Source organism: Rhizobium herbae (assembly GCF_019511375.1).
GTDB classification, from domain to species: Bacteria; Pseudomonadota; Alphaproteobacteria; order Rhizobiales; family Rhizobiaceae; genus Pararhizobium; species Pararhizobium herbae_A.
The window spans coordinates 997,954-1,011,305 of the sequence record NZ_JAEUAO010000001.1 but is presented as its reverse complement, the minus strand read 5'-3'; the positions used below and the strand labels follow the sequence as shown (position 1 = coordinate 1,011,305).

Sequence of the window (13,352 nt, the reverse complement as noted above, 5' to 3'; positions counted from 1 at the left end):
ATTTGAACATTTGCAACTTTATCGTTTCGATCTTGCACAAAATTGCGTCTCGCGCGTTATATGGTTGCCAACAAAGGCTGATAGCCGCCAAGCAGAGACTGGGAGATTGCATCATGGAGTGGAGAGGCCGCCGCCAATCGGGCAATGTCGAGGACGTTCGAGGATCCAGGCCTTCTCGTGGCGGCTTTGGCGGCAGCCCCTTCGGCCGGGGCGGCGGCTTCCGCATTCCGACCGGTGGCGGCCGCGGCGGCGGCATGAGCATCGGCACGATCATCTTCCTCGTCGTCATCTATTTCGTTCTGAAGATGATGGGCATCGACCTCCTGCAGGTGATGGAGGGCGGGCAGGTGGGATCGCCCGGCGTCGAGCAGACCGAAATCCAGTCACCCAGGGGCTCCGCGCAGGAGGAAGAAACCAAGGCCTTCGTCGCGACAGTGCTGGCCGAGACCGAAGACACCTGGAACGGCATCTTCCAGGCAAACGGCGAAACCTATCAGGAGCCGAAACTCGTTCTGTTCCGCGACGGCATCAATTCCGCCTGCGGAATGGCCTCGTCCGCCAGCGGCCCGTTCTATTGCCCGGGCGACCAGAAAGTCTATCTCGACATGGCCTTCTTCGACGAACTGGCTGAGCGCTTCGATGCATCGGGCGATTTCGCCGAGGCCTATGTGATTGCCCATGAAGTCGGCCATCACGTGCAGAACCTGCTCGGCATCCTGCCGAAGGTGAACCGCGAGCGCCAGCGCATGAGCGAGGCCGCCTCCAATCAGTTGTCGATCCGCGTGGAACTGCAGGCCGATTGTTTTGCAGGCATCTGGGGCAAGTATACCGAGCAGAAGGGGATCCTCGAAAAGGGTGATCTCGAAGAGGCGCTGAACGCTGCCACCCAGATCGGTGATGACACGCTGCAGAAGCGCACCCAGGGCTACGTCGTTCCCGAAAGCTTCAACCACGGCACGTCTGCGCAGCGCTCCACCTGGTTCAAGCGCGGTTTCGACAGCGGCAAGCTCTCCTCCTGCGATACGTTCAACAACGACATCTGAGCGGGCGTCGGGCGCCTGCTCAAAAAATCGTGTTCCGGCATGGCTGCTGATCGCAAAACGAGTAGGCGCGACCTATATCTCCTTCTGTCGAAAGGCGTGCAGAGCAATTTGCCGATGAAGGAGAAAAGACATGAGGAAATTCGTCGCACTCGTACTTGCGGCGGGCGCGCTGGCCCTGCCGGCAGCGGCCCCCGCCACCGCGGGAACGCTCGGCACCTTTCTTTTTGGCCGGCCCCTGGAGCCCGGATTGCTCGTGGTCGTCGTGCGGCCAAGCTATCATGATGACCAGGACCGTATTCCCTTGATCTATCGTTATCCTTCTGCCGAAACCGTCGCCCGCGCGCAGGACGAAATCGCCTCCAATCCTGTTCTTAGAGAGGCTCTGGAACGGCGGAATATCCAGCCGCAGAACGTCCTCGCCGTTCAGACCGCCGCAAACGGCGGCAAGATCATCTACGCGCGCTGATGGGCCCATCGGCACCGCATTCGTCCGTTACAAGGGGAGGAGAGAACATGAAGAGAGCCATGATCGTTGTGCTTTGCGCGGCACTGGCCATCTCCGGCGCTGCGCCGGCCTTTGCGCAGTCGTCGCGATCCCGCGGTGCGCAAGCCAGCGTGAGCGTTACCGTCGTCCGGATTAGAAGCTATTTCAGCCCAGACGACATCGTGCAGGTCCCTCAAAAATATCGCTATCCGTCGCCGCAAACGATCGCGCAGGCGCAGCAGGAAATCCGCAACAATGCCGCGATCCGCGCGGTGCTTCAGAGAAAGCGCATCAGTGCCTTCAATGTCGTCGGCGTCCAAACCGCGCTGAATGGTGGCAAGATCGTCTATGTGAGATAACCAGTCGGCATCGGCGCGGCCGCAGCCCTACAGGGTTTCAGCCTCCGGTTTAACGCGGCTGCCGGTTCCTCGCGCCCGTCATTCACACGACGGGTGGCCAGTGCTATCGTGGCGCATGCGACCAAGCACCCGATATGCGCAAAGCGGCGGGCTGAACATTGCCTATCAGGTGGTGGGCGATGGGCCGCTCGACATAGTCTATGTTCCGGGCTGGGTCTCCAATCTCGATCATGCCTGGGAATTCCCGCGTTTGGTGCATGTGTTCGAGCGGTTGAGTGCCTTTGCGCGGCTGATTCTCTTCGACAAGCGCGGTACCGGACTGTCGGATCGCAATGTCGGCTTTCCGACGCTCGAGCAACGCATGCAGGATGTGCAGGCGGTGATGGACGCGGTGGGTTCGCGCCGCGCGGTGCTGATGGGCACTTCCGAGGGTGGCAACATGTCGATGCTGTTTGCCGCGACCTATCCGGAGCGCACCGTGGCATTGGTGCTGAACGGTTCCTTCGCGAAAGGCCTGTGGGCGCCGGACTATCCCTGGGGCAAGACGGCAGAGCAGGTCGAGGAAGAACTCGCTTCGATCGCGCGCGACTGGGGCGGTGCCTTTGATCTCAGCAACGCCGCTCCAAGCCTCGTTCACGACCGGCAAGCGCGGGACTGGCTTGCGGGTTATCTGCGCAATTCTGCATCGCCGCAGGACGCAATCGCTCTCTGGCGCTGGAACACCGAAATCGATGTGCGCAATATCCTGAGCGCCATCCATGTTCCCACTCTTGTGCTGCACCGCACGGGAGACCGCTGGGTGAACGTCGAAGAGGGGCGCTTTGTCGCCGATCGCATTGCGGGCGCCAAATGGGTGGAGCTTCCGGGCGACGATCACGTCATCTGGGCAGGCGACGCGGATCGCGCGCTTGACGAGATCGAAGAGTTCCTGACCGGCATGCGCCCGGAGCCCGTTTCGGAGCGCGTTCTCTTGACGGTGCTTTTCACCGATATCATCGGTTCAACGTCGATGGCGGCAGAACTGGGGGACCGGCGGTGGCGGGATGTGCTGCGCCGCCACGACGACCTCGTGCGCACGGAACTGCGCCGTTTCGGCGGCGTCGAGGTCAACACCACGGGTGACGGTTTCCTTGCAAGCTTCCAAGGTCCGACCAAAGCCATTCAATGCGCAGGCGCAATCCGTAAGAGTGCGTCGGGGCTAGGCCTCGACATTCGCGCAGCGCTGCACACGGGCGAATGCGAACGGCGTGGCCATGATTTGAGCGGGATAGCCGTTCACCTCGCCTCGCGACTGCTCGGCTATGCCGGGATCGGGGAAATCGTCGTTTCGCGAACCGTCAAGGACCTCGTTGTCGGGGCGGGGATCGCGTTCGAAGAGCGCGCTGCGGCGCAATTGCGCGACGTTCCCGGACAGTGGCAGATTTACACCGCCAACCCCGTGCCCGAATAAAGCGCGGAGCCACGCCGGAGCCAATGGTGCAAGCTCGTCTATGTTCGGTAGCCGAATGCGGGATTTCCCGGCATGGAGCGAGAGCCGGCTGGCGCGCCGTGCCCTTTGACGCAAATTATTTCTCGCTGTCCATATGTGCGAGCATCGCCTCCGGATAACGCCCCCCGGCGGCGGCATCGCGCGGCACGGCAGCTTCGACCGCGGCGAGATCGGCGAGCGACAGATGCACCTCCTGCGATCCAAGCGCTTCCTCGAGCCGCTCGACCTTCCGCGCACCGATGAGCGGCACGATATCGCTGCCCCGTGCCGCAACCCAGGCAATGGCGATCTGTGCAACCGAGACGCCCCTTGTGTCGGCAATCTTGCGCAGCGCCTCGACAAGCGCGAGGTTCCTGTCGACATTCTCGCCCATGAAACGCGGGCTCTGGCTGCGGAAGTCGCCCTTTGCCGAGCCTTGGCCTTTCTGCCAGTGGCCGCTGATCAGGCCGCGCGAGAGAACGCCATAAGCCGTGATGCCGATGCCGAGCTCGCGGCAGGTGGGCAGGATACTCGCCTCGATGCCGCGCGAGATCAGCGAATATTCGATCTGCAGGTCGGCGATCGGATGCACGGCCGCCGCCCGGCGGATGGTGCTTGCGCCGACTTCGGACAGGCCGATGTGGCGGACATAGCCGGCCTTGATCATGTCGGCGATTGCGCCGACCGTTTCCTCGATCGGCACGTTCGGATCGAGCCGGGCAGGGCGGTAGATGTCGATATGGTCGACGCCCAGCCGCTGCAGCGAATAGGCGATGAAGTTCTTCAGCGCCGCCGGCCGGTTGTCAATGCCGTTGAAGCCGCCATCGCGGTCGCGCAGTGCGCCGGTCTTGACGCTGAGGATCACCTTGTCGCGGGCGACGCCCTTCAGCGCCTCGCCGATCAGCATCTCGTTATGGCCCATGCCGTAGAAATCACCGGTATCGATAAGGTTGATGCCGGCATCGAGCGCCGCATGGATGGTGGCGATGCTTTCGGACCTGTCGGAGGGGCCGTACATGCCGGACATGCCCATGCAGCCGAGGCCGAGGGTCGAGACGGAAGGGCCGGTCTTGCCGAGTTGAACATGGTTCATGTCGCTTCTCCTGTTGTCTGGCGCGCCGTGGCGTCTTGTTTCGGAGGCGGTTTTACAGCGCTTTGCGTTGTGCGATAATCCGTCTTAAAGTGCACAAGCTGTTTGGAAAATCGTACAATGACCGATCTGCCGCTCGCCGACCTGGATGCCTTCACCGCCGTCGCTCGTGAGCGCAGTTTTCGCGCCGCCGCCCGCAAGCGCGGCGTATCGGCGTCATCGCTGAGCGAGGCGCTGCGCAGGCTCGAGGAACGTCTCGGCGTGCGTCTGCTCAACCGCACGACCCGCAGCGTCACGCTGACGGAGGCGGGCGAGCGGCTGATGGAACGCCTGTCTCCAGCGCTGGGCGAGGTTGTTTCCGCGCTCGAGCAGGTCAACAGTCTTCGCGACAGCGCCACCGGCACGCTGCGTCTCAACGTCGCCACCGTCGTTGCCCGCGCCGTCCTGCCGAAAATCGCTGCGGATTTTCTCAAAGCCTATCCCGGCATCATGCTGGAGGTCAGCGGCGACGACAGCTTCATCGACGTGCTGGCAGCCGGTTTCGATGCGGGCGTGCGTTATGGCGAACGGCTTGAAAGGGACATGATCGCCGTGCCGATCGGCCCGCGCAGGCAGCGTTTCGTCACCGCCGCGTCCCCCGCCTATCTCCTGGCGCATGGGGAGCCCCTTCATCCCCGGGAGGTGCTCGATCACGCGTGCATCCGCCACCGTTTTGCCAGCGGCAGCATGCCGTCATGGGAATTCGAGCGGGGCGATGAGACGATCCGTATTTCGCCGCAGGCCCGCGTTACCAGCAATAGCCTCGAAATGGAGATCAGCGCTGCGATTGCCGGTCTTGGCATTATCGCGACCTTCGAGGAGTTCCTCGCGCCCGCCATCGCCCGCGGAGAGCTTGTGCCCATCCTGGAAGACTGGGCGCCGGGCTTTCCCGGCCCCTATCTCTATTATGCCAGCCGCAAGCATATGCCACCGCCCCTCAGGGCCTTCGTCGATTTCCTGAAGACCCGGCCGAAAGGGTAGGGTTTGCGGACTCGCATCAATGTTCCAGCACCACTCATCACGAACATTGAAATGTTCACGGATTGTTTCCGTCGAGGAGTTTCGATAAAGACTGCGTGCCGGTTTCCGTTCGCGTTCCGTATTCTTTTGCAGCAGCCCGCCACTACAGCGCCGCGCGTCGAACACGACGCGCAAAGCACGCTGCAGCGCTTTAAAGCTGCTGCTGATTTTGTCCTTAAATCGAATCCGATTTAAGCAATTGTGCAGCAGAGGTTTGTTCGATGCTCGATGCCAGCTCAGCGCGGCGCGGCCTGTCCCTCGTCTTCGTCATTCTGTTCCTCGATATCATGGGTATCGCCATCATCATGCCGGTGCTGCCCAGCTATCTTAAGGAACTGACGGGCGGTGCGATCAGCGAGGCGGCGGTCGATGGTGGCTGGCTTTTGCTGGTTTATTCCGGCATGCAGTTCTTCTTTGCGCCACTCATCGGAAACCTGTCCGATCGTTTCGGCCGCCGGCCGATCCTGCTTGCCTCCGTGCTGACCTACGCGCTCGACAACCTGATCTGCGCGCTCGCCGTCAGCTACTGGATGCTGTTCGTCGGCCGGGTGCTCGCCGGCATCAGCGGCGCCAGTTTCTCGACCGCCGCCGCCTATATCGCCGATGTCAGCGACGACACCAACCGGGCGAAGAATTTCGGTCTGATCGGCATCGCCTTCGGCACGGGGTTTGCGCTCGGACCCGTTCTCGGGGGCATCCTCGGCGAATTCGGGCCGCGCGTTCCCTTCTACGGCGCGGCCGTCTTGTCCTTCGTCAATTTCCTCATGGCCCTGTTCCTGTTGCCGGAAACGCTGGAAAGCCACAACCGCCGCCACTTTGAGTGGAAGCGGGCAAATCCGCTCGGCACGCTGAAGCAGATGCGCAACTATCCCGGCATCGGCTGGGTGCTCGTTGTCTTCTTCCTGCTCTGGCAGGCGCATGCGGTCTATCCCGCCGTCTGGTCCTTCGTCGCCTCTCATCGCTACGGCTGGAGCGAGGGGCAGATCGGCCTTTCGCTTGGCATCTTCGGCGTCTGCGGCGCCCTCGTCATGGCCTTTGTCCTGCCCAAGGCGATCCCGCGGCTTGGGGAATGGAAGGCCGGCGCCGTCGGCCTGATCTTCACCGGGCTTGGCCTTCTCGGCTATGCGCTGTCGGTTGAGGGGTGGATGATCTATGCCGTCATCCTCGCCACCTGCCTTGAAGCGCTCGCTGACCCGCCGCTGCGCAGCATCGCCTCGGCCAGGGTACCGCCATCGGCGCAGGGCGAACTGCAGGGTGCCCTGTCCAGCATTTCCAGCTTCACGACGATCCTCGGCCCGCTGATCTTCGCCCACGTTTTCAGTGCCTTCACCGCGCCGCAGGCGTCCGTCACCTTCGCCGGAGCACCTTATATCCTCGCCGCCGTCTTCGTCGCCGGTGCGATCGCCATCTACCTCCTGAAGGTGCGTCCGGCCCCTGCCGCACTTGGCGCGGGGAACGCGACCCAGCCCGGTTGAACGCACTGCCCGGACGTCTCTGCGCGGGTGCTCGCCGGAACATTCGGCAAACCACTCCGTTTGATGATCATGCGCGTCGAGCGGAGGATCGAACATGAGCGGCACGGCAGGGGATGGCAAGGAACGACGTGTCCCGGCACCCCGCAAGGGGTCGCCAAGCCCGCGGCTCGACGAGGGCGAATTCAAGCGTCGCTTTCTCATCCAGTTTCAGGACCGGGCCTTTGATCCGTTGGCCGCCGAACTCGACAGAATCGCGTCGGCTGCATGGGACGCCTATGACCATCACCGCAAAAGCCCGGAAACGAAAAAAGCCGGCTCTGGCTATGCCGACCCCGCCTATGACCTTTCGGTCGACTGGATCGCCGCCCGTCAGGCGGTCGACGACGCCCAGCGGCGGCACGACAATCCGTCGGCCCCGGCGCGGATCCTGCTGATCAGCGGTTCGGCCCGCAGCGAGCACACCTGTCCGGGCGAAATGTCGAAATCCTATCGGCTGGTCGCGATCGCGCGCGAAGTCATCGAGCGTCAAGGTCATGTCGAGGTCGAGGTTCTGCAACTTGATCGCCTTGCCTCCGAATATGGACGGCATATCCATCCCTGCAAGGCGTGCTTTTCGACATCGCCGGCCCTCTGTCACTGGCCCTGTTCCTGCTATCCCAACCATTCGCTCGGCCAGGCGCAGGACTGGATGAACGAGATTTATCCGATGTGGGTCGCAGCCCACGGCGTGATGATCGTCTCGCCGGTCAACTGGTACCAGGTATCCTCGCCGATCAAGCTGATGATGGACCGGCTGGTCTGTGCCGATGGCGGCAATCCCGACCCGACCCTGACGCAGGGTAAGGACGCGGCACTTGCCAAGAAGATCGAGATGGAGGGCTGGCATTATCCGCGGCATCTGGCCGGCCGGCTCTTTTCCGTCATCGTCCATGGCGATGTCGAGGGTGCCGAAAATGTCCGGCGCAGCCTGTCGGACTGGATGAAATACATGCAGCTGACGCCGGCCGGGCCGCTCGCCGAACTCGATCGCTACATCGGCTACTGGAAGGAGTACGCGGTGTCGCATGAGGAACTCGATGCGGATACCGCCATCCACGACGAAGTGCGCAACGCCGCGCAAACGCTGCTCGAGGCCGTGCTCGCGAAAAAGGCAGGCAAGCTGGTTGCCGCGGGAGCGGAGCTGCAGCAACCGCGGCAGAAATAGCGCGTCAGCGAGATCCCCAAGGGAAACAAGCCATGCCTGTCAGGACCCTGCGCAAGCCGAAACCGCCGCCCGCCTTCACTGGCGAGCGGGCCGATGGCGCCTCCATCGCAGCGCTGCACCGGCAGGCTAAGCATTGCACGCGCTGCGACCTCTACAAGGACGCGACCCAGGTGGTCTTTGGCGAAGGGCCCCCTCATGCTCCGGTCGTTCTCGTTGGCGAACAGCCGGGCGACCGCGAAGACGAGGCGGGCAGGCCCTTCGTCGGTCCGGCCGGCCGGCTGCTGGACGAATGCCTGGAGCAGGCTGGCGTCGATCGCACGCTCTGCTATGTCACCAACGCCGTCAAGCATTTCAAGTTCGAGCGGCGGGGAAAGCGGCGTCTGCATGCCCGTCCCAATGCGGGAGAGATACAGCGCTGCGCCTGGTGGCTGGCAGCGGAAATCGAGCTGCTCGAGCCGAGATTGATCGTCGCGCTTGGGGCAACGGCTCTCTATGCGCTGATGGGGCGCTCCGTTGGGTTGACCCGGGAACGGGGTCGCATCGTCAAGACCGCAACCGGCACGCCGTTGCTCGTGACGGTCCATCCGTCCTACTTGCTGCGGATCCGCGACCGGGACGAGGCGCAAGCGGCACGGCAAGCTTTCGTCGAGGATCTGGAACGCGTGACGTCATTCCTCGGTGGAGGAGAGGAAGGGAACGCGCCTCGCGTCGTGCTTGAATGAAGCGCCTGCAAAATGATCAATTTTTGTGATGCTTAGATGAAAAGATAAGCACTTTGGTCTTTGTTGCTGGTGCTTTACCGATGGTTGTTCTATTTCCGTCTCTTCCGTCGTGCGACCCATTCCGGTTGCGACGAAGCCAAGGGCTCAAATCTCGTCATGCTGACTTCGACCCAAACCCAAACGGGCGTCCGCACCGATAATTCCTGGCCTTCGCATTACCGCGCCAGCATCGCGCTCGGCGTGCCGTTCGTCGGGGCGCAGCTGGCCCAGTTCGCCATCCATGCCACCGACGTCCTGATGGTGGGTCGGCTCGGAACGACAGAGCTTGCGGCGATGGTTCTTGCCGCGCAGACGTTCTTCACCGTCTTCATCTTCGGCTCCGGTTTTGCCAATGCCGTCATCCCGATGGTGGCGCAGGCGCAAGGGCGCGGCGACCGCGTCGCCGTCCGCCGCGCCGTGCGCATGGGCATGTGGGCGGTGCTGGGCTACGGCGTCTTGACCACGCCGCTGTTGTGGCACGCCGAAACGGTCCTGCGGTCGATGGGCCAGCAGCCCGCCGTCGCGGCCCTTGCAGGCAGCTACCTGCGTGTCGCGCTATGGGGGATGTTCCCGGCGCTGCTTTTCATGGTGCTGCGCGGCTTTCTGAGCGCGCTCGAGCGCGCCGGCGTCATCCTCTATGTGACGATCGCCGTGCTCGTCGCGAATGCGGCGCTCTGCTATGTCTTCATCTTCGGCCATTTCGGTGCGCCGGCGCTCGGCATCGTCGGTGCGGCGATTTCCGCATTGGCGGTTAACACGCTGAGCTTCGTGCTGCTCTATGCCTATATCCAGATCCAGCCGGAAACCCGCGGCTACGAGATTTTCGTCCGCTTCTGGCGGTCCGACTGGCCGGTGTTGCGGGAGGTTCTCAAACTCGGGCTTCCGATCGCCGTCACCATCCTTGCCGAAGTCAGCCTGTTCACGGTCGCGTCGCTGCTGATGGGCATGATCGGCACCGTCGAGCTTGCCGCCCACGGCATCGCGCTGCAGTTCGCCTCGATCGCCTTCATGGTGCCGCTTGGCCTGGCGCAGGTGGCAACGGTCAGGATCGGTCTTGCGCATGGCCGGCGCGACGCGGAAGGCATCAAGCGGGCGGCGATCTCGGTGCTTGTGCTCGGCTCAGCCTTCGCCCTCATCGGCAGCGCCGTCTTCTCGCTCTTCTCGCATGAGCTTGCCGGCCTTTATCTCGACACGCGGCGGCCGGATGCGGCCGAGGTTCTCGCCTATGCCGGGCCGCTGATCGTGATCGCCGGTGCCTTCCAACTGGTCGACGGCGTACAGGCGCTGGCGGCCGGCATGCTGCGCGGTCTGAAGGATACGACGGTACCGATGATCCTGGCGCTGGTTTCCTATTGGGCGATTGGCTTCGTCGCGGCCTATGTGCTTGCCTTCAACGCCGGTTTCGGCGGCGTCGGCGTCTGGTACGGCTTCGTTCTCGGCCTCGCCGCCGCCAGCATCTCGCTCACCTGGCGCTTCTTCCGTTTCCTGTCGCGGGAAAGGAAGTTGCTGGCCTTGCCGGCGTGAACGAAAAGGCCCGCGTAACGCGGACCTTCCGAAATTCCATATGACTGCGATTACCGTTCGGCCAGCGCCGGTTCGCCCTTCTTTTCGCGCACCAGATTGATGAAGCGGCGGAAGAGGTAGTGGCTGTCCTGCGGACCGGGCGAGGCTTCAGGGTGGTGCTGCACGGAGAAGACCGGCTTGCCGGTGACGCGCAGGCCGCAATTGGTGCCGTCGAACAGCGAAACGTGAGTCTCTTCAACGCCTTCCGGCAGCGACTTGGAGTCGACTGCGAAGCCGTGGTTCATCGAGACGATCTCGACCTTGCCCGTCGTATGGTCCTTGACCGGATGGTTGGCGCCGTGGTGGCCCTGGTGCATCTTCTCGGTCTTGGCGCCGAGCGCCAGGCCCAGCATCTGGTGGCCGAGGCAGATGCCGAACAGCGGGATGTTGCTCTTGATGAGGTCCTTGATCACAGGAACAGCGTATTCGCCGGTGGCGGCCGGATCGCCCGGGCCGTTCGACAGGAAGATACCGTCCGGCTTCTGCGCCAGCACCTCTTCGGCGCTGGTCGTCGCCGGCATGACGGTGACCTTGCAGCCCAGGCCGGCGAACAGGCGCAGGATGTTGCGCTTGACGCCGAAATCGAGCGCCACGACGTGATGCGTCGTCTCGGTTTCCGTAAGCTCGCTATAGCCCTCGTTCCACACCCAGGGCTTTTCGCTCCAGCGCGACGACTGGCCGGAGGAGGCGACCTTGGCGAGGTCGAGACCTTCGAGACCGCTCCAGGCTTTCGCTTCCGCCTTCAGTTCGTCGAGGTTGAAGACGCCGTTCGGATCGTGCGCAATCACCGCGTTCGGTGCGCCGTTCTCGCGGATCCAGGCAGTCAGCGCCCGCGTGTCGATACCGCAGAGGCCGATGATGCCTCGGGCCTTCAGCCAGGCATCAAGGTGTTTTGCCGCGCGATAGCTTGAAGGATCGGTGACGTCGGCCTTGAAGATGACACCGACCGCACCGTGGCGGGCTGCCGGCGTCAGGTCCTCGATGTCCTCGTCATTGGCACCGATATTGCCGATATGCGGGAAGGTGAAGGTGACGATCTGGCCGAGATAGGAAGGATCGGTGATGATCTCTTCGTAGCCGGTCAGCGCCGTGTTGAAGACCACTTCGGCCTGTACCTTGCCGGTAGCGCCGATGCCCTTGCCTTCGATGACCGTGCCATCGGCAAGAACGAGCAGGGCGGTTGGTTTTGCGGTGGTCCAGGGCGCGGTGCCGGTCATTGTCTTCATCCCGTTCAGGCGGCGTGTGGCGAGCGTCCCATGGGACGCCGGCTGGCCGTTTTGGTTCGCAGGCGCACGGAAGCGGGCGTTGGGCGCGCGCTGTCAGGCCTGGTCACGATGTTTGTGCAGGTGACGGTAAATAGCTGCCGCGTCGCACAAGGTCAATCTTGAAGACGCACGGATGTGGCTTTTCCTTCAGCTTTTACCCGTGATTTGCGCAATTCGTTTGCTCGTGGCTGTCCGGCTGGTTTATGTAGCGCCATTTAACAGGAGTAAGGACAATGATGCGCGATCAACTCGCCGCCGCCCTCAAGGATGCAATGAAGTCGAAGAATGCGGAGCGGCTGTCGACCATCCGGCTGGTTCAAGCCGAGATCAAGAGCCGCGACATCGCCAATCGCGGCGCCGGCAAGGGCGATGCCAGCGACGACGAAATTCTGCAGATCCTTGCCAAGATGGTGAAGCAGCGCGAAGAATCGGCGAAGATCTACGAAGAGAACGCCCGCCCTGAACTCGCTGCCAAGGAACGCGCCGAGATCGCCGTCGTGCAGGATTTCATGCCGAAGCAATTGTCGGAAGCCGAGGTGCGGGCGAATGTCGCGGCTGCGATCGCCGAAACGGCCGCCGCCGGGCCGAAGGACATGGGCAAGGTCATGGCGGTCTTGAAGGAGCGCTACGCCGGCCAGATGGATTTCGCCAGGGCTTCCGCCACCCTCAAGGAACTGCTGTCAGCTCTCTGACTGTCGGTGCCGATGCGGCCTGCCGATGGAAGGCCGCATCGATGATCGCAAATTTCTCGGCCTGGTAGGTGAGGTACTCGCCGATGAATCCCCGCGACAGCCAGAGCATATTGCGACCCGTGACATTGTCGAAACCGAGGCTGCCCATCTCGGCCCCCTTGTTCAGCAACCGCTTCAGATGCGTCTTCGAGATCATATAGCGCTGGCAGATATCCGCCGGCGAAATCGAGCCGACCGGGGTTTGCGGCGCGTCCGGATCGAAATCTTCGATCCTGGCGATGAAGGAATCCATCACGACGCCGCCGGCATTGGCCCAGGTGAACAGGTTGAACGTCTCGCCCGGGTTGCGGACCGCGCGACTTCCCAGAATTCCCCGTGCTATGGAGGGCTGGAGCTGTACAAAAAGCGCCGGGTCCTCGGCCAGGACAGCTGCTCTTGTCCCGCCATCCAGATGGTCGAGGATGGAAAGATGGGCATAAAGCCACTTCACCACCGATTGTACGGCCACGTCCGTCGGCTCCAGCGGCCGCATGCGATTGTCGGGCGGATTGTCGCTGTGGCGGGCGAAGCGATAGGCGAGCATTTCCTGGATGAATGCGGCGGCGGTGTTGCGGCTCGCAATACCGTGCTCCACCGCGGCCGAAACGAAACGCCCGACATAAAGCCCCTTGGCGGGATCGCCCGGATCACGCCCGTAGTGGAGCGATAGACCCAGTTGCGCCATCAGCCAGCGTTGATGGGAGGCGAAGATCGACATCAGCCGCGGATTTTCATCGTACATCGTCGTCAGTTCGACTGCGAGCCGGCGCATGGCGGCAAAAAATGCACTGCTGGAAACAAGATCGGGGGCTGCGAGGGACATTGGGCGATTCCGGAGGGTGCAGATGCG

At 62.8% G+C, this 13,352-nt stretch carries 13 protein-coding genes; 10 read left to right on the top strand and 3 right to left on the bottom strand.

What is annotated here, in order from left to right:
• The first annotated feature begins 113 nt into the window (after positions 1-113).
• The 4 genes from ypfJ to JNB71_RS04900 all read left to right on the top strand — a co-directional run bounded on the left by ypfJ (position 114) and on the right by JNB71_RS04900 (position 3,336).
• Positions 114-1,043 carry a KPN_02809 family neutral zinc metallopeptidase gene (gene ypfJ, locus JNB71_RS04915; RefSeq protein ID WP_220370689.1) on the top strand — a complete coding sequence of 310 codons (930 nt, stop codon included), beginning with the start codon at positions 114-116 and terminating at the stop codon, positions 1,041-1,043.
• A gap of 130 nt (positions 1,044-1,173) precedes the next feature.
• A complete protein-coding gene (locus tag JNB71_RS04910; RefSeq protein WP_220370688.1) occupies positions 1,174-1,509 on the top strand; it encodes a hypothetical protein in 336 nt (111 codons plus the stop codon).
• A gap of 47 nt (positions 1,510-1,556) precedes the next feature.
• Positions 1,557-1,886, top strand: coding sequence for a hypothetical protein (locus JNB71_RS04905; protein ID WP_220370687.1), 330 nt, complete (start codon positions 1,557-1,559; stop codon positions 1,884-1,886).
• Between the two features lie 115 nt (positions 1,887-2,001).
• Positions 2,002-3,336, top strand: coding sequence for an adenylate/guanylate cyclase domain-containing protein (locus tag JNB71_RS04900; protein WP_220370686.1), 1,335 nt, complete (start codon positions 2,002-2,004; stop codon positions 3,334-3,336).
• Between the two features lie 115 nt (positions 3,337-3,451).
• Here JNB71_RS04900 and JNB71_RS04895 read toward each other — a convergent pair whose 3' ends face one another.
• Positions 3,452-4,447 (bottom strand): aldo/keto reductase, encoded by a 996-nt coding sequence (locus JNB71_RS04895; protein WP_220370685.1) that lies wholly within the window; start codon positions 4,445-4,447, stop codon positions 3,452-3,454.
• A gap of 117 nt (positions 4,448-4,564) precedes the next feature.
• On the opposite strand from JNB71_RS04895, the gene JNB71_RS04890 reads away from it, so the two are divergent.
• The 5 genes from JNB71_RS04890 (at position 4,565) to JNB71_RS04870 (ending at position 10,467) form a co-directional block, all read left to right on the top strand.
• Complete coding sequence (locus tag JNB71_RS04890) at positions 4,565-5,464, top strand: LysR family transcriptional regulator (RefSeq protein ID WP_220370684.1); 900 nt, start codon at positions 4,565-4,567, stop codon at positions 5,462-5,464.
• Positions 5,465-5,724: 260 nt separating this feature from the next.
• Positions 5,725-6,978, top strand: coding sequence for a TCR/Tet family MFS transporter (locus tag JNB71_RS04885; protein WP_220370683.1), 1,254 nt, complete (start codon positions 5,725-5,727; stop codon positions 6,976-6,978).
• 94 nt (positions 6,979-7,072) lie between these two features.
• Complete coding sequence (locus tag JNB71_RS04880) at positions 7,073-8,182, top strand: flavodoxin family protein (protein ID WP_220370682.1); 1,110 nt, start codon at positions 7,073-7,075, stop codon at positions 8,180-8,182.
• A 32-nt stretch (positions 8,183-8,214) separates the two neighbouring features.
• Positions 8,215-8,904: a UdgX family uracil-DNA binding protein gene (locus JNB71_RS04875; protein ID WP_220370681.1), complete on the top strand. Its 690-nt coding sequence runs from the start codon at positions 8,215-8,217 to the stop codon at positions 8,902-8,904.
• Between the two features lie 156 nt (positions 8,905-9,060).
• Positions 9,061-10,467, top strand: coding sequence for an MATE family efflux transporter (locus tag JNB71_RS04870; protein WP_220370680.1), 1,407 nt, complete (start codon positions 9,061-9,063; stop codon positions 10,465-10,467).
• A gap of 50 nt (positions 10,468-10,517) precedes the next feature.
• Here JNB71_RS04870 and carA read toward each other — a convergent pair whose 3' ends face one another.
• A complete protein-coding gene (gene carA / locus JNB71_RS04865; protein WP_220370679.1) occupies positions 10,518-11,723 on the bottom strand; it encodes a glutamine-hydrolyzing carbamoyl-phosphate synthase small subunit in 1,206 nt (401 codons plus the stop codon).
• Positions 11,724-12,004: 281 nt separating this feature from the next.
• Between carA and JNB71_RS04860 the strand changes: the two genes are divergently transcribed.
• Positions 12,005-12,463, top strand: coding sequence for a GatB/YqeY domain-containing protein (locus JNB71_RS04860; protein WP_220370678.1), 459 nt, complete (start codon positions 12,005-12,007; stop codon positions 12,461-12,463).
• Here JNB71_RS04860 and JNB71_RS04855 read toward each other — a convergent pair.
• Positions 12,438-13,325 (bottom strand): hypothetical protein, encoded by an 888-nt coding sequence (locus tag JNB71_RS04855; RefSeq protein WP_220370677.1) that lies wholly within the window; start codon positions 13,323-13,325, stop codon positions 12,438-12,440. The two genes, JNB71_RS04860 and JNB71_RS04855, sit on opposite strands and share 26 nt — an antisense overlap.
• Positions 13,326-13,352 lie beyond the last annotated feature (27 nt).